The sequence below is a fragment of the Actinobacillus arthritidis genome (assembly GCF_029774155.1).
Taxonomy (GTDB): domain Bacteria; phylum Pseudomonadota; class Gammaproteobacteria; order Enterobacterales; family Pasteurellaceae; genus Actinobacillus; species Actinobacillus arthritidis.
This window is the reverse complement of record NZ_CP103833.1, coordinates 141,338-159,587: the sequence shown is the minus strand read 5'-3', so window position 1 is coordinate 159,587 and position 18,250 is coordinate 141,338. Positions and strand designations below refer to the sequence as shown.

The window sequence follows — 18,250 nt, the reverse complement described above, 5'->3', positions numbered from 1 at the left end:
CGGTTTACGGGGTGTATTATGCTGATTTTATTCAACCTCGTCAAACACTTTTTTCAAAAAAGTTGATAAATCTGCTTGTTTGGCTATACATTGCACATTTTGCCATAAAAACAGCTAATTTCTGTTTATTTTATAATAAGTTACAGATTCTTATTTTGCATTTTCCATTTCAATTTTTAACTGTTTAAGCACTTTTTCAACATCAGGAAATTCATTTTCCCAAAGTTTAAAGGAAAAACCGGCTTGACCAACCAACATTCCTAAGCCATCTTGATAACGTACAGCACCACACTCACGAGCGTAATTTAAGAATGGTGTCTGCATATTTATAGCATACTGCATATCATAAACGGTCGCATTTTTTAAAAGGTGTGATGCAACAGGCACATATTTACCCTGTAAGCCTAACGATGTTGCATTAATGATCAAATCAAATTTTTGTTCAGCAATCTGATCAAGTGAAGCGGTTTGAATTTGTCCATATTTTGCAAATTTTTCCGCTAAATCGACCGCTTTCTCTAACGTTCGATTATAAAGTGTAATCTGCTGTTTAGCCGCTAATAAAGGGAAAAGCACACCTTTGGTTGCACCACCAGCCCCTAAAATAAGCACACGTTGCTCAGGCACTAGCCAACCTAAACGCTCTAGATCTGAACAAAGACCGAAACCATCCGTATTATCCGCATATAAACGTCCATCTTCCAAACGTTTTAATGTATTACAGGCTTCAGCTAACAAACAGCTTTCACTATATTCATCTGCGAGTGCAAATGCACGCTCCTTAAACGGAGCAGTAATATTCGCACCTTTTGCACCATTAGCAAAAAAGTTCAGTAACTCATTTTCAAAATGCTGTTCGCTACCTAGTTTTGCTACATAACTAATATATTTACCCGTTTGCTCCGCAAAAAGTTGGTGGATACGTGGCGACTTACTCTGAGAAATTGGGTTTCCCCAAACCGCATATTGATTCATATTATCCTTGTCTAAAAATATGTTGTGTAAAAATATCCCGAATTTCAGAAGGATTGATTTTTCCTCCTGTATTACCGTCTAATACCGGAAAATCCATTCCGAATTGTGATTTTACTTCGTCTGCCGTTCGGCATGGTTCTTGTCCAGTCAAATTGCAACTGGTCGATGTTAAAGCAAAACCGGTTGCCTGACACAGTTCTATAACTGCTGGCACACGGCATAAACGTACCGCAATCGTATCAAATTGCCCTGTCAAATATTGAGGCACATCTTTTTTAGCCGGCATGACCCAAGTAATCGCACGCTCGGAAGGTGTTTCAAAAATTTGCCAATGCTCTGCCGTTAATTTGCACTCATCAATATACGGAAGTAATAGCTCTTTAGTGGGAGCGATAAGAATAAGCCCTTTTTCTTCAGGGCGATTTTTTAATTTTAATAAAGCTCGTACGGTCGCCTCACTATTAGGATTACAGCCTAAACCAAATACCGCTTCCGTAGGATAAGCAACCACTCTATTCTGTTTTAATTGCTCAACAATATTTTCTAAATTATTCATTTTCTTCACTAAATAGATATTGGCATGACTTATTTGCACAAAGATACATTGATTTTCCACGCTGTTTCTTGAGCGTTACGATTGAACACTGGCATTGAGGACACGTTTTTACTATAGGTTTGGATGCCAAAGTAAACTTACAACTAGGAAACCCGCTACAGCCATAAAACGTTTTTCCTGAACGTCCTTTCCGAGCGACTAATTTATGCGTTTTGCACTCTGGGCAATCAAATTCTTCTTGTTCTTCCGCCTCATCATGTACAGTAAAATGACACTCTGGGTAATGACTACAGCCAATAAAAATGCCAAAATTACCCTGTTTTAATTGCGGCAAATGTCCGCACTCAGGGCAGATTTCTGTTAAATCTTTGATTACACGGTTAGTTTGATGTAACGGTTTTATATAATCACATTGCGGATAACTACTACAACCTAAAAATAAACCTTGTTTCCCTCGTTTAATTTGTAATGCAGATCCACAATCAGGACAAAGTTCTACTTGTTTCGTAGATTTAAAAATACTCATTCAATTAATTCAAACTCAATCACAAAAAAGTCATTGTCATTCGGATAAATCTCTCTGATGACTTGCTTCAGCTCTGCTAACAACATATTTTCTTGTTTAGCATGCTGTTCATTTAATTGCTCAAAATGGATTGGTGTAACGGAAATCACTCGAATATTAGCAAAGAAACGATCAGTTTCATTGGTAAAAACCGCTAGTTGTTGCTGAGGCTGAAAATCAGACTCGGATTTATCTCGAATGGTAATAGTTTTCTTACCGGCTAAAATATCTGCCTCGAAACGGCTAAAAAAAGTAATCTTATTCATATTCTGCATCATTGTAATCTATGTCCATTAGATGGCTAAAGTGATCATTATAAAAGCCTCTGCTAAGCATAAAACGCCACATTTTCTGTTTGGCTTTAATATCCCATACAAGCGGTCGTTTTTTCTCAAAAACTTGTTCCGCTAATGCAAACCAATCCGTTTCCGCATTATCCAACTCTTGGCTAATCAACCAATCTTTAATACCTTTCAGTTTTAATTCTTGCTTCAAACGGCGAGGACCAATTCCTTGTTGAGAACGATAACGGATAAAACTAGCACAAAATCGCTCATCACTTTGCCAATGATTAGATTGTGCCTTTTCTATTGTTTCATCAATTTCCGTTTCAGTATACTCTTTTTGTAAGAGCTTACGCCTTAATTCTTGCTCACTATAATCACGCTTAGAAAGCAAATATAGCAGATAATTTGTCGCAGTATATTTTGTCATTATCGTTATCTATTAAATACAAAATGCGGTTTCCACATTTGAGATGCAGAAACCGCATTTTTATCTTATTTATAACTCTTCGTCATTAAATGAATCATCAGAAAAACTCTCCACATCATCTGATTCTGATAACTCATCATCGCTTGATGAAGCTAAATGTTTTTCCGGATTAGCAATTAATAATTGTCGAATCTCTTGTTCAATTTTTTCTGCAATCTCAGGATTTTCTTTTAACCATTTAATCGCATTATTTTTACCTTGACCGATTTTTGTTCCTTCATAAGAGAACCATGCACCGGCTTTCTGAATAAAACCATTTTTCTCCGCAAGGATAAGTAACTCGTTCATACGAGCGATACCTTCGCCGTACATAATATCAAATTGTACTTCACGGAATGGCGGAGCAACTTTATTCTTCACGATTTTCACTTTCGTTTCGCTACCGATAACCTCATCACCGTCTTTTACCACACCTGAACGGCGAATATCTAAACGTACCGAAGCATAGAATTTAAGTGCGTTACCACCAGTTGTCGTTTCTGGATTACCGAACATCACACCAATTTTCATACGAATTTGGTTGATGAACACCACTAAACAGTTAGTCGCTTTAATATTTGCTGTTAATTTACGTAATGCTTGTGACATTAAACGCGCTTGTAAGCCCATATGAGAATCACCCATATCGCCTTCAATTTCCGCTTTCGGTGTTAATGCGACAACCGAGTCCACAATAATTAAATCAACCGCACCAGAACGCACTAACGCGTCACAGATTTCTAAAGCCTGTTCACCGTTATCCGGTTGTGAAATTAATAACGCATCGGTATCCACACCTAATTTACGTGCATAAACAGGATCTAATGCGTGTTCCGCATCGATAAACGCACAAGTTTTTCCGGTTTTTTGTGCCTGAGCAATGACAGAAAGCGTTAACGTTGTTTTACCTGATGATTCCGGACCATAGATTTCTACAATACGTCCCATCGGTAAACCACCGATACCTAATGTTGCATCCAAACCGATTGAACCGGTTGAAACCGCTTCAATATCAAGTGCTTGCGTATCGCCTAAACGCATAATGGAACCTTTACCAAATTGTTTTTCAATTTGAGCAAGCGCGGCGACTAATGCCTTTTCTTTTTGTTCTGGATCTGTTTGTTTTACTGCTGTTGTATTTTTTTGACTCTTTTTGTTGTCCGTTGCCATAATTTTGTCCTTTGCAAACTTTTCGATAAAACGACCGCTTGTCGTCAATTAACTGTGTATTATTATAGTGTTTACTTATACAGTTTCAAGTGTTTTTTTACTGTTTTTCGATCCATATCCTAAAATTTAATCGCCGATACTGGCAAAGATCGAACCGGATCAAACGGATTTAACGCATTTACCATCATTACACGTTCATATTGCGACAGATCCTCTACTGAAATGTCGGTTAAAAATACCTGCTGACACTCAACTAATGCGGTTAATTGCGTCCCTTTAAGCAAATAATCTTGTGAGCTAAACCACTGTCCTTGTTTTAAAAATAGTAAATTTCCAATTGTGCAATCACTCACTTTGCCATTATTGATAATAATCACTTCATCCGCTTGCGACGTTTTAAGCGAATCTAACCGCTTGCGATCGCTATATTTAAAGCGGTAATCCAAATCCTCAGTATAAATACATTGGAAAGCATTGATCTTACGTGGCGTATAATGGAAAAATTGTTGCCGAAATTCATTAGCATTGTAATCAATCCGGCAACGAACTCTTCCCTGCTGAAATTCATTTGGCACATAAATTATCTCAGCTAATTGTCGTTGTGATGTCACATTAAAATATTGCTCCATCGCACTTTCAAAACGTTGCTGATGATAAGCTAAATTTTGCGGTTCGCCATCAATAATTGCAATCGTTTCAAACAATGGAAATCGGCACATACACTTTCTCCAATAGCTCGTTATATTCATCGTTCAACATGCTTTTTGCGGTAATACCACCGCCACTACGAAACAGAAGTTGTTCGCCATTTTGCTCAATAAAACGAATCGCCACCGCACTCTCTAAATTCTCGCCGTCAAAATAACCGAAAATACCGGTGTAATAGCCTCTTTGACCAATTTCCGCTTGTTGAATAATCTCTAAGGTTTTTTCTTTCGGCGCACCGCTAATTGAGCCTGCCGGCAACAATTTTGCTAACAGTGAGCCAATACTCGCTTGCCAATTTTCATTTAGCTCACCACAAATTTCGGAACTGGTTTGGTAAATCGCACCACGGTAAGTGTTCACTTTCTCTAAATAACGATATTTCGTCACCTGAATATTTTGTGAAACTAACGCCAAATCATTACGAATCAAATCGACAATCGTATTGTGTTCGGTAAATTCTTTGTCCGATTGCATCAGCTTTTCCGCCGCATTAGGCTCATTCGCATTAATCGTGCCTTTCATCGGGTAAGAGTAGATTTTATTTTGCTGAACCCGCACAAACGTTTCCGGCGAAAAACAGACAAACTGCCCTTTTAGCCACAATTTATATTTTGCCGAACTGGCGAAAAACAGTTCTTCTAAACTGTAATTAGTTTGAATTTCAGTCGGATAAGTCAAATTCAATAAATAGCTGTTACCGGCTTGGATTTCCTTTTGAACAAGCTCAAAACCTTGCTGATAAGTTTCAAACGAAATGGGATTGATTTGAAATGCAAACGGCTTGCGAACGTTTTGCGACTGAACATTCGACTTGCAAAAAAAATCGAAAAATAGGCCGCTTTGCCGCTTGTTCTAGCGGGCAAATCATCGGTTTTTGCTGTTCAAAATCAATTAAAAAGAAAAACGGGCTTTTCTGTTGCCCGAGTTGATTGGCGGTTTGGATAAAATGTTGCATAAACTCAAAATGTGACGAATATTGCCGTTATTCTAGGGGAATTTCCGCCAATTTAGCAACGTTCTTTCACTTTTCATTTTTCGCCGGATTGCTATAATACTGTATATTTTTCTATTAGATTCAGGTTTACCTTTATGATTATTGACGAAATATGGTTTTATGTGGCGATTGCCGTGTTACTGGTTATCGCTGTTTTTCTGTTTTTTCTGCAATCACGCTACCAACGTGATGCGTTTGAACTTTCGCAAGATTTGGCTAAAGCACAAGCCGATCTCACTCAAATTAACCAAAAACTTGAGCAACTTTCCGTTGAAAAAAATCAGATCGAACAATGGGCAATTCAGTATAAAACACAAGCCCAAGCCGGTATTGAACGAATTAGCGAAAAAGAAGCGCAAATTAACCGCTTACACGGCAAAATTGAAGAAGCGGAACAACAAGAACAGCAATTGGAACGCTATATCAATGAGCTGAAAGAACGTATCGGTGCATTCCAAGCCAAGTCGGAAAGTTTAGAAGAGCAATTACAATTTAATCAAAATGCGCTTTCGCATAAAGAACGTGAAAGCCAATCGCTTGTCGCCCAGCTTAGCCAGACGCAAAATGAATTAACCGAATTGAGAACCTCACTTTCAGAAAAACAAGCGAATTTTGAAGCACAACAACGCAATTTTATCGAGGTAAAACAACAGCTTAATGTTGAGTTTCAACATTTGGCACAGCAAATTTTGGAAGAAAAAACCAAAAGTTTTACCGCCAGCAATCAATCTTCATTAGATGCCCTATTAAAACCGTTTAAAGAACAAATTGAAAGCTTCCAAAAACGAGTAAATGAAGTGCATAGTGAGTCGCTAAAAGGCACGGCAAGTTTAGAAGCTGAACTGAAACGGGTACTACAAATCGGTGTGTCAATGTCGGAAGAAGCACAAAATTTAACCAACGTACTGAAAGGTAATAATAAAATTGCAGGTAATTGGGGTGAAGTTCAGCTTGAATCGGCACTACAGGCGGCAGGGCTATTAGCCGGTGAACACTATGTGGCTCAAGAAAGTTTCCGAGATCAGGAAGGCAAGCGTTTTGCACCCGATTTTGTGGTGCATTTGCCGGATCAAAAACACTTAATTATTGATAGTAAAGTGTCATTACTGGCTTATGATCAAGCGGTCAGATCCGAAGAAAATTTTGCAATTACTCAGGCGTTAGATGAGCATTGCAGATCACTCCGTACACATATTGACGGCTTGTCGAAAAAGAATTACAGCAGTTTGCAAGGGGTGAAAAGTCCGGATTTCGTGTTGATGTTCGTGCCGATTGAGCCGGCTTATATTGAAGCGATGAAGCACGATCCGCGACTGTTTAATTACGGTTATGAACGTAATGTCATTTTAGTGTCTTACACCACTTTAATGCCAATTTTGCGTACCGTGGCAAATTTATGGCGAATTGAGCGAGGCAATGCCGAAGCACGTGAAATCAGTGAAAAAGCGGGCGAAATTTATAATCAAGTGTGTACCGTTGCCGACCGTTTGGCGAAATTGGGCAATACACTGAATACGGTCAATAATCAATATAATCAGACGGTAACCTCATTGGTTGGTCGCCAAGGCTTAGTCGGCAAGGTGGAACGCTTCCAGCAACTTTCCGCCAAAGCGAGCCAAACGATGCCGGCAGTTGAAATGCTCACCAACGATTTTGATACAAATAAACTCACATTAATTGCAGAAAAGATTGAAGATAGCAATGCGACAAACAATGAAGAAAGCTACTAATTTATTAATTATCGATAACCACGATTCGTTTACTTTCAATCTGGTGGATCTGCTACGCAAAATCGGCGTACCGATGAAAGTGGTATTAGTGGAACAATTGGTACTTGATGAGGTGGAAAACTTTAGCCATATTCTGATTTCACCCGGTCCGGATGTCCCGAGAGCTTATCCGCAAACCTTTGAAATGTTGGAACGTTTTCAACAAACCAAATCGATTTTAGGTGTGTGCTTAGGTCATCAGACGCTGTGTGAATTTTTTGGCGACGAGCTATACAACTTGAATGAAGTCAGACACGGGCAACAACGTCCGTTAATTCAAATTAGCAATAACCCGATTTTTAACGGTTTACCCGAGCGTTTTAAGATCGGTTTGTATCATTCGTGGGCTATTTCGCAAAAATCGTTGCAAAATACACCGCTTGTTGCCACAGCAGTTTGTGATCAAAATGTCTTAATGGCATTTAAACATCAGCATTTACCGATTTATGGTGTGCAATTCCACCCCGAATCGTTTATTACTGAGTATGGCGAGCAAATGTTACGAAACTGGCTAAATGCCTAGCGTGAAATTTTGGTGTAAGGGCAATAATAGATTACAGTCTAATATTAGCTTATTTTAACTGAGGACAATCCAATGAAATTAAAAGCTCTATTACTAGCATCTTTATTCTCTGTAACCGGTTATGCAAATGCACAAACAGACCTAAAACCGGCAGTATTCAAAAGCAAGTTTAGTTTTCAACAAACAGTTGATACATTAGAAAACACCTTGAAAAGTAAAGGAATGACAATCTTCGCTAAAATCGATCACCAAGCGGCAAAAGTCAGCCGCTCTTGAAATGCAACCGGCAACCGTGATTATTTACGGTACACCAAAAGCCGGAACACCGTTGATGGTGAAAGATCCTAGCTTAGCATTACAGTTGCCTTTAAAAGTGTTAGTAACGGAACCGAAAACAGGAGAAGTTGAAGTGATGTTAAACCGTGCGGAACAAGTTGTCGCACACTCAAATACGCCATATCAAGCGGTTGAAAACAGCTTAGCTAAAGCAGAAAAATTAATTGAAGCAACCGTAACAAAATAGTGATTTATCTAAAAAAATAAGGCAAACATACATTTGCCTTATTTTTTAACTTGAAAATTCAATCAGACCTGTCGGCTCGCCTTCTTTATTTATTGCTATCAATGAATGAATATGTTGTGCTTTCATCAATTCTTCCGCTTTGGCGATAAACAGATTCTCATCCACCGTTTTCGGATTACGAGTCATAAGCTCGCCGGCCGTTTTATGCAGTGTTTCTGTACCAAATTTTGCTAACGCTCGGCGAATATCGCCATCGGTAATAATGCCTTCTAATTTGTTATGTTGCATAATCACCGCAACCCCCATTCTGCCTTCATTCATTATAGATAAACAATCGGTAAACGAGGTGTCTAATGTCGCGATTGGAAGCTGGCTATTCATCACATCACGCACACGATTTAGTAACTTACGTCCCAAACTACCACCTGGGTGAAAACGAGCAAAATCTTCAGATTTAAAATCTCGTGCGTTAATTAAAGCAATTGCCAACGCATCGCCTAACGCCATTGTGATCATTGCTGAGCTAGTAGGTGCTAAATTGTTTGGACAAGCTTCACGCTCTACATTGATATTAAGAATTACATCTGCGTGCTTACCTAACGTAGAAAGCGGATTTCCAGTCATTGCAATAATCTTATTACCAAAGTTTTTCAGACTTGGAATCAACTTATTAACATCATCTGTTTCACCGCTATTAGAAATCAAAATAACAACATCAATCGGCTTTAGCATTCCTAAGTCGCCGTGAAACGCTTCCGTTGGATGTAAGAAAAAACTAGGCGTACCGGTTGAAGCGAGTGTTGCCACCATTTTCTGCCCCACTAGCCCCGATTTACCAATCCCAGCAACGACAACACGTCCTTCGCAATTTAAAATCAACTCAATCGCATCATTAAATTCATTTGATAAACGTTGTCGCAAGCGGTCAATTTCATAGCAATAATTACCAAGGGTTTGTTTTGCACTCTCTAAGTAATTCATAAAATCCTCTTAAACTATCAATAATTCGATATTTTTCGCTCGAATCTGATCTCGCATTTCCTCAGGTAAATTGCTATCCGTAATAATCGTATGAATCTTATCTAAACCACAAACAATATTCGGACTTTTTCGCCCAAACTTGCTGGAATCGGCTAACACGACCACTTTTTTTGCCGCATCACACATTAAAGAACTGACTTTATATACTTCATTAAATGTGGTTAAACCGACATCCAAATCAAAACCATCAGTACCAATAAACAGCGTATCGAAAGTGGAGCTTTTAAATGCCAATTCTGCAAAATAGCCGTGAAACGATTCTGATTTTTCACGGTAAGAACCGCCGGAAATCAATAAATTATAGGACTTGTTCAGCTTTAAAATTTCACGGAAGATAGTTAAACAATTCGTCATAATTGACAAATTCGTCAGATGCGTTAAGTGAGGAATTAATTGTAAAACCGTACTACCTGCATCAAAAATAATAGAATCGCCCTCGTTAATTAAACTCACCGCTTTTTTGCCAATTAACTGCTTTTGTGCCAAATTGATTTCGGTCTTTTGCACTAAAGGCTTATCCTCACGATCTTCCGCCTGTTTACTATCAACACGATCTTCACTTACTAATACTACACTACCGTAAGTACGCAATACTTTACCTTGGTTTTCAAGGGCAGTTAAATCTTTGCGAATAGTCGCTCCGGTCAACTGGAAGTAATCTGATAATACATCAACGTCCGTACGACCATTTGTAGCTAAATAAGTTAAAATTTGTTGTTGTCTTTCATAGGGTTTCATTTTTTTCTCCCAAACAAGCGGTCATTTTGATACATTTTTATTCAAGTTGCTTTAAATACTCAACCACATCAAGTAACGAGTAAAAACGTCCATCAGCAATGGCAAAACACTCTTGTTGATAATTTGGATTGACGAGTAATGTTGTTAGGCTTGCCGCTTTAGCGACAATTAGTCCCGTTACTGTGTCTTCAATCACTAAGCATTCGTATTTTGGAACACCTAATTTTTCTACTGCTTGAAGATAAACTGCGGGGTGCGGTTTACCATATTTCTCATCGAAAGCGGTACACTGGATTTCAAAATAGTCTGCAATATTTAAACGCTCAAATACGGCTTGAATTACTCGATTTGGCGAAGAGGTTGCTACGGCTAAACGCAACTTTTTCAATTTTAAATACTCCAGTAGCTCATAAAGCCCTTCCATTGCAACGCCTTCTTGAGCTATTGCATAACAAATACGGTCTAAAATAGCTTCTACCAATACTGTGTTTTCAACTTTCAAATTAAAACGCTGTATCCAAATATCTGCAAGCTGATCAACTCGAGTCCCCCGAGTGTATTTTTCGCAATCTTGTTCGGTAATCGTGACACCATATTTCGCTAGCTCGATGATTTGAGCTTCCGCCCATTGTGGTTCAGAGTCAATCATCACGCCGTCCATATCAAAAATGACGCTTGTAATATTCATACCAATAAATCCTCGCTATTATCCCACGTTTAATTCTGTTTCAAAATGAAAATTTTTGCAAAATTTCGTTTATTTTGAACCACTATACGATGTTGAAAGTGCTATCTTTAAAGCAAATTGTGAACGCTTGTCAGTTGGAAATATCTTTTCAGGCACAATTTCATCTAAATGTAATCCGATTACTTCGACTAATTTTTGCGGACGAGCAAAAACAGAAAAGCCTTTCATACAAAGGCTATCAATCACTTTTTTATCATCATCAAAAGCAAGTACCACCACAGATTTAGGATTAAATCGACCACTATTTCTCCCAACAGTGATTTTGCCTTTGCGACTAATTTCCATAAAGGCTTGGTTAAACGCATTCACTTGTCGCCACCCCAAAAAAATTTGTAACAGCCACATTGCGATTGCAAGGGTTATCAGTGCTGTGGTTGAATTCATCTTTATTTCCTTTAAAAAAGTAAGCGGTCGGATTTTAGCAAAACTTTGCAAAAAATGGGCAAAATCCAACCGCTGATCGATTAAAACATTACCTGACCACCCGTAATATTAATTGATTGACCGGTACAGTATGATGCTTCTTCACTCGCATAGAATTTCAATACGTTCAATACATCTTGGTAATCACAACCACGTTTTAGTGGCACTTTATCAATATAAACTTGCTCCACTTCACTTTCCGGAATCCCTAATTTTTTCGCATATTGCGGAATAAGAGATTGGAACATTGGTGACTTAAGCAGATTGCCTAACATTAACGAATGAACAGTAATACCTTTATCCGCTAAATCTAAAGCAAGCGACTGCGTTAACCCGACACCGCCAAATTTTGCCGCACTATAACCTGAGTTATATTTGTCGCCCACTTTACCTGATTTTGAGTTAATTTGAATAATACGACCTTTGATCCCATCACGAATCATCAAGCGGGAGAAATGTTTCGCACTTAAGAAATAGCCCGTTAAATTTACTTTTACTGAAAGATCGAAATCTTTAATATCAAAATCCCAAATTGGAGAAGCTTTTGCCGTACCGGCACTATACACAAGCACATCAGTACGACCGAACGCCTCATCCGTTGCTTTAGCCAAAGCCTCAACGCTCACTTCATTGGTCGCATCAACTTGTACGCCAATCGCATTACCGGCACCTTGTTTTGAGTTAATCTCATTCGCTATATTTTGTGCGTTTTCGCCATTTAAATCCGCAACCACTACACGGTAACCCGCATCAGCTAAACCCGCAGATAAAAATGCACCTAATGTTTGACCGCCACCAACGACTACCGCCACTTTTTTTACGCTACTCATAATTTGTATCCTCTAAATTTTTAATTTGAAATCGTGATTTGTGCTTATGCACGTTTAATAACTAAGGTTGAATTAACTGCTAAATTTTTAGGTATTTCGCCGGTAAGATGAATCGTTCCGGGATATTCTGCGACATTAGCTCCATCAAAACGGAAAGTAACGTGTCCAAGTGCGACTAGATTCTCTGATGCGACATCACCAACAGCGGTAATCGGGTAAACAACACCGTCAAATTCAACAATATCGCCTGCCTGTAAATTCGCTGATACTGCATTATGACTATGAATAAAACAGTAATCTTCTAAATCAGCAGGAGCACCTTGCTTGAAGGTAATCAGCATATTTTCCGCTAAAGCATCACGGGCAAAATCGCCAATTTTGGTAAATGTTGTTTGATAAATAATCGCCATATAAAATTCCTCTTCGTTTTTTAAACTGTTTTATGGAAACAAGCGGTCTATTTTGTGAACTCTTTTGCAAATCTAACCGCTTGTCTAATCTCTAGTGATAGATGAATGCAGATACTGCCCAAGCAAGTAATACTGTCGGAGCACCTGTTAAAAAGCGACTCACTAATACTGATGGAACACCAACACGTACGGTATCTTGTTTTGCTTCAGCCATTGAAAGCCCAACCGGAATAAAGTCACAAGCCGCTTGTGCGTTAATGGCAAATAATGCCGGTAGAGCCAAATGCGGCGGAATATTACCTAAACCAATTTGTGTACCGACTAATACCCCGATAACCTGAGCAATAACCGCCCCCGGTCCTAAGAACGGCGAAAGTAGCGGGAACGAGCAAATTAAAGCAAGAGTGACCAAACCAATCGGGCTATTTGCTAACGGGGTCAAGCCCTGTGCAATGAAATCGCCTAAACCAGATGCGATGATGATCCCAATCAAAGCGGACACAAACGCCATAAATGGCAAGATTGTTTTTAATACAGTGTCGATCGTATCTCGCCCAGCTTGGAAAAACAGAGCGGCAACCGATCCCATTCCCATTCCGATTTTGGCGAGCAAACCGTCACTTTGCTCGGTAATTTTTTTCGTTGAATCGTATTCCTTCGCCCCACTTGTTGCGCTTTTGCGACTTCAGGTTTTGCGGTTTCAACTTAAGCGACTACTGAGCCGTCAGCGTCAACTAAACGAATGTTGTTTTCTTTCACAGCGGAAACATAAATATCTTCTACAATAAATTCAGCTAAAGGTCCTGATTTCCCCGTAGCGTGAATATTGATAGTCGGAATACGGCGTTTTGGATATAACCCACAACGTAATACGCCACCGCAATCAATGATTGCAATACCGATTTCTTCTGCTGGCGGCTCGCCGTCTTTAAAACCGTCTACCGCTTTCCAACCGGTTAATTCCACGAGTTTATTTACAATCGCCGGACGAGAACCGCCGGTCATATACAACACTTTTTTTCCTTCCACCACAGGGAGAGTTAAAGGCCCACCCCAACCACCATTACCTTTTTCGATATAAATTGCTTTGTTACTCATAATCAGTTCCTTTTATAAAATTTTCATTTTGAAAATTTATTTTTAACAATGGATTAGTGTGATAAATTCACCGTACGATCTAAGGCAATCCCCATTCGTTTCTCAAAAAATGCTGTGGTAAAATCTGTAATCCAACCGCGGAAGAAATTAGTAAACATGCCCACTAACAAATAGCTAATTGCTAACGGACCAAGCGGTAGGCCTAATGTTGTTAAACCGTTTGCAATACCTAAATAAACAAACAATTCTCCGGGGTTAATGTGTGGAAATAAGCCATTCATTGAATGGCAACTATAAGACGCCGCGCGTAATAACTTGGTTTATAACGTTCTGGTAGGAAACGACCTAAACTTAATGTCATTGGGTTACAGAACACGAAAGTCCCTATCACAGGTAAAATTAAATAGCGAGAAATCGGATTGCCGGCACTGCGTTGCGCAAGACGCTCGATGCGTTCCTGTCCAACAAATTTAATTAAAGCGTTCATTACAACTAATAGTGAAATGAGTAGCGGTAAAATGCCTGTCATCATTCCAACAAGTGTTTCTCCCCCTTTCTGGAACAAGCCGATAAACCACTCTGCACCATGGGTAATTGCTTCGATCATAAAGACCTCCAATGTTTAAAATAAAAGAATCTATTTCATTCCAAATCAGGAACGGAGCAAATAATACATTTATTTTTCAAAACAAAACGTGATCAATCTCACAAAACAGAAAATAAATTATCAAAATAAAATAAAAATAAATACAAAACGAAATAAAAGTCTTCAAAAATCATTTAAAACACAGAAATTGATAACAAAAAGCTATGTAAAGCGACAATTAATTCAGAAAGTATTCAGAATGAAAAAGATATAAAAGAAATGAAAATAACTAATGACAGAAAGCAATATTGAGCGGTTGTATGAGGAGTAAAAATGAGCGAAAGATTAGATTTGATAAAAATTACTAAAAAGTGTTTAAAAAGAAAGAAGGGGACTTCCAAAGAAACGACAAGCGGTCAAATCTTGCAAAAAATTTGCGAAATTTGACCGCCTGTTTGAACTTAAAACGAGATAAAGAGATAAGTTAACGCTGATAAATATCCTCACCATTTCGGCGAGTTTTAAGTAAACGTAAAATCCACACGTATTGTTCCGGATTTTTCGTGACGAAATACTCAATCACTTTATTCATTTCTCGGGCAGATTGCACCGGATCGCCAGAAAATTCCAATGCTGGTAAGATTTCCATTTGATATACGCCCCGTTCCGCATTGTAAATCGGAAACATTGGAATCACGACCGCATTCGCCACTTTTGCCATTTTATTCAGCCCCGGTAAAGTCGCTTTTTCCGTCGCAAAAAAATCGGCATAAACACTAAGATCTTCACCATAATCTTCATCCGGCAGGAAATAACCGACATTCCCTTTGCGTACATCATTTAAGAATTTCTTAATACCGTTTTGGCGAGTGTGCATTTTACCACCGAATCTTTCACGGGTAATATTCCAAAGCCAATCGACAAGTGCGTTTCGATGCGGATTATACATTGAGGTCATCGGGAAACCGTGGGTGTACATCGCAACGCCTGCGGCATCAATCGACCAAGTATGCGGCACGAGCAAGATGACGTTTTTACCCTTTTCTCGAGCTTCTCTCACATATTCAAAGCCACTAAACTCACAACGTTTTTGTAAATATGCAGTTGAACGTAATGCGGTTTCGCCGATTGCCAGCATTGTTTGAGAAACGGTAATAAACATTTTCTCAATCACTTCCTCACGTTTTTGTTCCGACCATTCAGGAAAGCAATAACGCAAATTGACATCAGCACGATGATACTGTTTTTTGCCTTTACGTTTTAAATGATTGGCAACGATTCGACCAATCCATACACCTAATTTATCACGTAGACGAACTGGCACATAAGCCAAAATAACCAGTGCAAGAACGCCAAACCATACGCCCCAATATTTCGGATACAAAAATTCCGTTAAAAATTTATGCTCATACCCTTGTCGGGCTGTAATTCGCTCTGTCATTCGGTTCTCTATTTCTTATCAATCACATTCTTTACCGCCAAAATTACCCCAAGCCCTATAAAAGCACCGGGAGGTAAAATTGCCAACAATAAACCGGAATCTAAGTGTAACACATCAATACGTAAAGATTTTGCCCAATCGCCCAGCAATAAATCCAAACCGTCAAATAAGGTGCCGTTGCCAATCAGTTCACGAATTGCACCTAATACGACCAGACTGAACGTCATACCAAGTCCCATTGCAAAACCGTCAAAGGCGGAATGTGCTACCGAGTTTTTAGACGCAAAGGCTTCTGCTCGACCGATGACGATACAGTTAGTCACAATCAACGGAATAAAAATCCCAAGCGATTGATAAACTGGATAAGCAAAAGCATTCATTAACAGCTGTACTGCCGTCACAACAGTCGCAATAACCATCACATAAATCGGGATACGAATATCATTTGGGGTAAATTTACGAAATAACGATACCATTGTGTTAGTACAAACCAATACTAATAAGGTCGCTAATCCTAAACCAAGGGCGTTAGTCACATTACTTGACACCGCCAATAACGGGCAAAGCCCTAATAACTGCACTAAAGCACCGTTATTTTTCCATACGCCTTCAGTCAGTAAGTTACGCCAAATTGACGATTCTACCTGTTTTGTCGTATCGATTTCCGTCACCGGAATTTGATTCTCAGTATTCATACGATTCTTTCTTATTTACAGCTCGCAAACGTTTCTAATTGTTCAGGAGATTTTACTAGCTCCGTCACCACCCATTTTGCACTTTGACGTACATTATTCACTACTGCACGAGGCGTAATGGTCGCACCGGTAAATTGATCAAACTGACCACCGTCTTTTTTGACTGCCCATAACGATTCATTTTCTAGGCTAAATAACTTGCCACTAAAGGACAAAATCCAATCCGAAATACGTGTTTCAATTTTATCGCCTAATCCCGGTGTTTCTTTATGTTCTAGTGTTCTTACACCAAGTACCTTACCATCCGGCTGAATCCCGATTAATAATACGATATTGCCCGAATAGCCGTCTGGAGCTGTCGCTTGAATGGCATAAGCGGTCAAATTTTCTGCTTTTTTAGCCATATAAATACGGTTTAAATAAGGTGCATTAGCTAACCTCGCTATTTTACAAGTAGCAAGTAAATCATTATCAAAATAATGAGTTGGCACAACCTCTTGTAAAAATTGACGTTGTTGAGCCGCCGTGACTTCATCAATCCGCCCTTTGGTAAGTAAATAAACACCGGTCGAAACGGCAGTGCAAATAAGCGCAATTGCGCCTAATAATAACGCATACTTAACGGTAATTTTTGAGGTATTCATTATCTTCCGGTTCCATATAATCTTGGTTGAGTGTAATGATCGATTAACGGTACGCAAATATTTGCTAATAACACCGAAAATGCTACTGCATCCGGATAATTGCCGTAATAACGAATTAAATACACAAATAAACCGATTAAGCCGCCAAAAATCAATTTACCACGAGGTGTAATCGAAGCAGTAACCGGATCGGTTGCAATAAAGAAAGCCCCAAACATCATTGCACCGCTAACAAGTTGACTAACAACATTTAAGTGAGTATGCGGTAACAATAAATCGGTTAGTCCACTTAATAAAGCAAATATCGCCAACATTGCCACCGGAATTTGCCAGTGAATAATGCGTTTATAAATTAGCAATAAACCGCCGGCAAGAAAGGCTAAATTAATTTGCCACCAACCATTTGCGAACATACCGCTAAAAATCGGGGATTGTAATACACCTTCTACACCTAATTTCTGCATACTGGTTTTAGCACTGTCGAGCGGCGTTGCTTGTGCAATACCATCCACACTGCCCAGTAATTGATGTACGCTAAAGCCGTCACTGGTTACGCCGGAAAACACTAATGACATTGCGTCACCGAATGTCGGCGGTTCATTTAATAAATCAATCGGCACAAGCCAGCCGGTCATTTGCACCGGAAAAGAAACCAATAATAACGCATAAGCGACCATTGCCGGATTAAATAAATTCTGCCCTAAACCGCCATATACATGCTTTGCCAGTAATAGGGCAACAATCACACCAATCACAACAACCCAATAAGGTGCGTAAGGCGGAATCGACATCGCTAAAATCAACGAAGTCAACAAACCGCTTAAATCCGAAACATAAAAAGCGGTCGGTTTTCGGCGCAATTTTGCAAGTGCGATTTCAATCACCACCGCCAGTGATATTGCAATAACCACTTGAATAAACACACCGTAACCGAAGAAATACCACTGCACGCCCAGTGCCGGTAACATAGCTACCATTACCCACAGCATAAATTTCGCCGTTAAATTGGACGAATGAGTATGGGGAGAACTGACCATTTTAAACATTAAATTATTCCTTT

The 18,250-nt window shown here is 39.1% G+C and carries 19 protein-coding genes and 4 pseudogenes; 3 read left to right on the top strand and 20 right to left on the bottom strand.

The window, feature by feature from the left end; all coding sequences use genetic code 11:
• Positions 1-150 precede the first annotated feature (150 nt).
• The 8 genes and pseudogenes from aroE to NYR89_RS00760 form a co-directional block, all read right to left on the bottom strand.
• Complete coding sequence (gene aroE, locus NYR89_RS00795; RefSeq protein ID WP_279445932.1) at positions 151-975, bottom strand: shikimate dehydrogenase; 825 nt, start codon at positions 973-975, stop codon at positions 151-153.
• Between the two features lies 1 nt (position 976).
• A complete protein-coding gene (tsaC, locus tag NYR89_RS00790; protein ID WP_279445931.1) occupies positions 977-1,531 on the bottom strand; it encodes an L-threonylcarbamoyladenylate synthase type 1 TsaC in 555 nt (184 codons plus the stop codon).
• A complete protein-coding gene (locus NYR89_RS00785) occupies positions 1,524-2,057 on the bottom strand; it encodes a DNA topoisomerase family protein (protein WP_279445930.1) in 534 nt (177 codons plus the stop codon). Before NYR89_RS00785 ends, tsaC begins: the two co-directional genes overlap by 8 nt.
• Positions 2,054-2,362, bottom strand: a complete 309-nt coding sequence (gene yqfB / locus NYR89_RS00780; RefSeq protein WP_279445929.1) for a N(4)-acetylcytidine aminohydrolase — start codon at positions 2,360-2,362, stop codon at positions 2,054-2,056. The genes NYR89_RS00785 and yqfB overlap by 4 nt, the downstream gene beginning before the upstream one ends.
• Positions 2,355-2,810, bottom strand: a complete 456-nt coding sequence (gene recX, locus NYR89_RS00775) for a recombination regulator RecX (protein ID WP_279445927.1) — start codon at positions 2,808-2,810, stop codon at positions 2,355-2,357. The genes yqfB and recX overlap by 8 nt, the downstream gene beginning before the upstream one ends.
• Before the next feature lie 69 nt (positions 2,811-2,879).
• On the bottom strand, positions 2,880-4,019 hold the full coding sequence (gene recA / locus NYR89_RS00770) for a recombinase RecA (RefSeq protein ID WP_279445926.1): 1,140 nt from the start codon (positions 4,017-4,019) through the stop codon (positions 2,880-2,882).
• A 119-nt stretch (positions 4,020-4,138) separates the two neighbouring features.
• Entirely contained in the window at positions 4,139-4,738 is a 600-nt protein-coding gene (locus NYR89_RS00765; protein WP_279445925.1) for an aminotransferase class IV family protein, read from the bottom strand.
• A pseudogene (locus NYR89_RS00760) lies at positions 4,716-5,682 on the bottom strand (aminodeoxychorismate synthase component I). The gene NYR89_RS00765 and the pseudogene NYR89_RS00760 overlap by 23 nt, the downstream one beginning before the upstream one ends.
• A gap of 134 nt (positions 5,683-5,816) precedes the next feature.
• On the opposite strand from NYR89_RS00760, the gene NYR89_RS00755 reads away from it, so the two are divergent.
• The 3 genes and pseudogenes from NYR89_RS00755 (at position 5,817) to NYR89_RS00745 (ending at position 8,536) form a co-directional block, all read left to right on the top strand.
• Entirely contained in the window at positions 5,817-7,451 is a 1,635-nt protein-coding gene (locus NYR89_RS00755; RefSeq protein ID WP_279445924.1) for a DNA recombination protein RmuC, read from the top strand.
• A complete protein-coding gene (locus NYR89_RS00750; RefSeq protein WP_279445923.1) occupies positions 7,423-8,013 on the top strand; it encodes an anthranilate synthase component II in 591 nt (196 codons plus the stop codon). Before NYR89_RS00755 ends, NYR89_RS00750 begins: the two co-directional genes overlap by 29 nt.
• Positions 8,014-8,085: 72 nt before the next feature.
• Positions 8,086-8,536, top strand: a pseudogene (locus NYR89_RS00745) (DUF302 domain-containing protein).
• A 45-nt stretch (positions 8,537-8,581) separates the two neighbouring features.
• On the opposite strand, the gene NYR89_RS00740 reads toward NYR89_RS00745, so the two are convergent.
• The 12 genes and pseudogenes from NYR89_RS00740 to rsxD form a co-directional block, all read right to left on the bottom strand.
• Positions 8,582-9,517 carry a KpsF/GutQ family sugar-phosphate isomerase gene (locus tag NYR89_RS00740; protein WP_279445922.1) on the bottom strand — a complete coding sequence of 312 codons (936 nt, stop codon included), beginning with the start codon at positions 9,515-9,517 and terminating at the stop codon, positions 8,582-8,584.
• 9 nt (positions 9,518-9,526) lie between these two features.
• On the bottom strand, positions 9,527-10,315 hold the full coding sequence (srlR, locus tag NYR89_RS00735) for a glucitol operon DNA-binding transcriptional repressor SrlR (RefSeq protein ID WP_279445921.1): 789 nt from the start codon (positions 10,313-10,315) through the stop codon (positions 9,527-9,529).
• Between the two features lie 37 nt (positions 10,316-10,352).
• Positions 10,353-11,003 carry an HAD-IA family hydrolase gene (locus NYR89_RS00730; protein WP_279445920.1) on the bottom strand — a complete coding sequence of 217 codons (651 nt, stop codon included), beginning with the start codon at positions 11,001-11,003 and terminating at the stop codon, positions 10,353-10,355.
• A gap of 69 nt (positions 11,004-11,072) precedes the next feature.
• A complete protein-coding gene (gene gutM, locus NYR89_RS00725) occupies positions 11,073-11,447 on the bottom strand; it encodes a transcriptional regulator GutM (RefSeq protein WP_279445919.1) in 375 nt (124 codons plus the stop codon).
• 80 nt (positions 11,448-11,527) lie between these two features.
• Positions 11,528-12,316, bottom strand: a complete 789-nt coding sequence (srlD, locus tag NYR89_RS00720) for a sorbitol-6-phosphate dehydrogenase (RefSeq protein ID WP_279445918.1) — start codon at positions 12,314-12,316, stop codon at positions 11,528-11,530.
• Positions 12,317-12,360: 44 nt separating this feature from the next.
• Positions 12,361-12,726 (bottom strand): PTS glucitol/sorbitol transporter subunit IIA, encoded by a 366-nt coding sequence (gene srlB / locus NYR89_RS00715; RefSeq protein ID WP_279445917.1) that lies wholly within the window; start codon positions 12,724-12,726, stop codon positions 12,361-12,363.
• A gap of 91 nt (positions 12,727-12,817) precedes the next feature.
• A pseudogene (gene srlE, locus NYR89_RS00710) lies at positions 12,818-13,824 on the bottom strand (PTS glucitol/sorbitol transporter subunit IIB).
• Positions 13,825-13,877: 53 nt separating this feature from the next.
• Positions 13,878-14,431 (bottom strand): annotated as a pseudogene (srlA, locus tag NYR89_RS00705) (PTS glucitol/sorbitol transporter subunit IIC).
• 463 nt (positions 14,432-14,894) lie between these two features.
• Complete coding sequence (gene lpxM / locus NYR89_RS00700) at positions 14,895-15,851, bottom strand: lauroyl-Kdo(2)-lipid IV(A) myristoyltransferase (protein WP_279445916.1); 957 nt, start codon at positions 15,849-15,851, stop codon at positions 14,895-14,897.
• A gap of 8 nt (positions 15,852-15,859) precedes the next feature.
• Entirely contained in the window at positions 15,860-16,546 is a 687-nt protein-coding gene (locus NYR89_RS00695; RefSeq protein ID WP_279445915.1) for an electron transport complex subunit E, read from the bottom strand.
• An 11-nt stretch (positions 16,547-16,557) separates the two neighbouring features.
• The gene (gene rsxG / locus NYR89_RS00690) at positions 16,558-17,190 is read right to left on the bottom strand and encodes an electron transport complex subunit RsxG (protein WP_279445914.1); all 633 of its coding nucleotides are present in this window, start codon (positions 17,188-17,190) and stop codon (positions 16,558-16,560) included.
• Positions 17,190-18,236, bottom strand: coding sequence for an electron transport complex subunit RsxD (rsxD, locus tag NYR89_RS00685; RefSeq protein ID WP_279445913.1), 1,047 nt, complete (start codon positions 18,234-18,236; stop codon positions 17,190-17,192). Before rsxD ends, rsxG begins: the two co-directional genes overlap by 1 nt.
• Between the last annotated feature and the right edge of the window lie 14 nt (positions 18,237-18,250).

Bases quoted from the DNA above. Each gene is read 5' to 3' on its own strand.
- NYR89_RS00785 (WP_279445930.1), bottom strand. From the start codon at position 2,057: ATGAGTATTTTTAAATCTACGAAACAAGTAGAACTTTGTCCTGATTGT.
- yqfB (WP_279445929.1), bottom strand. From the start codon at position 2,362: ATGAATAAGATTACTTTTTTTAGCCGTTTCGAGGCAGATATTTTAGCC.
- NYR89_RS00750 (WP_279445923.1), top strand. From the start codon at position 7,423: ATGCGACAAACAATGAAGAAAGCTACTAATTTATTAATTATCGATAAC.
- recX (WP_279445927.1), bottom strand. From the start codon at position 2,810: ATGACAAAATATACTGCGACAAATTATCTGCTATATTTGCTTTCTAAG.
- gutM (WP_279445919.1), bottom strand. From the start codon at position 11,447: ATGAATTCAACCACAGCACTGATAACCCTTGCAATCGCAATGTGGCTG.
- NYR89_RS00730 (WP_279445920.1), bottom strand. From the start codon at position 11,003: ATGAATATTACAAGCGTCATTTTTGATATGGACGGCGTGATGATTGAC.
- NYR89_RS00740 (WP_279445922.1), bottom strand. From the start codon at position 9,517: ATGAATTACTTAGAGAGTGCAAAACAAACCCTTGGTAATTATTGCTAT.
- NYR89_RS00755 (WP_279445924.1), top strand. From the start codon at position 5,817: ATGATTATTGACGAAATATGGTTTTATGTGGCGATTGCCGTGTTACTG.
- lpxM (WP_279445916.1), bottom strand. From the start codon at position 15,851: ATGACAGAGCGAATTACAGCCCGACAAGGGTATGAGCATAAATTTTTA.
- srlR (WP_279445921.1), bottom strand. From the start codon at position 10,315: ATGAAACCCTATGAAAGACAACAACAAATTTTAACTTATTTAGCTACA.
- srlD (WP_279445918.1), bottom strand. From the start codon at position 12,316: ATGAGTAGCGTAAAAAAAGTGGCGGTAGTCGTTGGTGGCGGTCAAACA.
- NYR89_RS00695 (WP_279445915.1), bottom strand. From the start codon at position 16,546: ATGAATACTGAGAATCAAATTCCGGTGACGGAAATCGATACGACAAAA.
- srlB (WP_279445917.1), bottom strand. From the start codon at position 12,726: ATGGCGATTATTTATCAAACAACATTTACCAAAATTGGCGATTTTGCC.
- recA (WP_279445926.1), bottom strand. From the start codon at position 4,019: ATGGCAACGGACAACAAAAAGAGTCAAAAAAATACAACAGCAGTAAAA.
- NYR89_RS00765 (WP_279445925.1), bottom strand. From the start codon at position 4,738: ATGTGCCGATTTCCATTGTTTGAAACGATTGCAATTATTGATGGCGAA.
- rsxD (WP_279445913.1), bottom strand. From the start codon at position 18,236: ATGTTTAAAATGGTCAGTTCTCCCCATACTCATTCGTCCAATTTAACG.
- rsxG (WP_279445914.1), bottom strand. From the start codon at position 17,190: ATGAATACCTCAAAAATTACCGTTAAGTATGCGTTATTATTAGGCGCA.
- aroE (WP_279445932.1), bottom strand. From the start codon at position 975: ATGAATCAATATGCGGTTTGGGGAAACCCAATTTCTCAGAGTAAGTCG.
- tsaC (WP_279445931.1), bottom strand. From the start codon at position 1,531: ATGAATAATTTAGAAAATATTGTTGAGCAATTAAAACAGAATAGAGTG.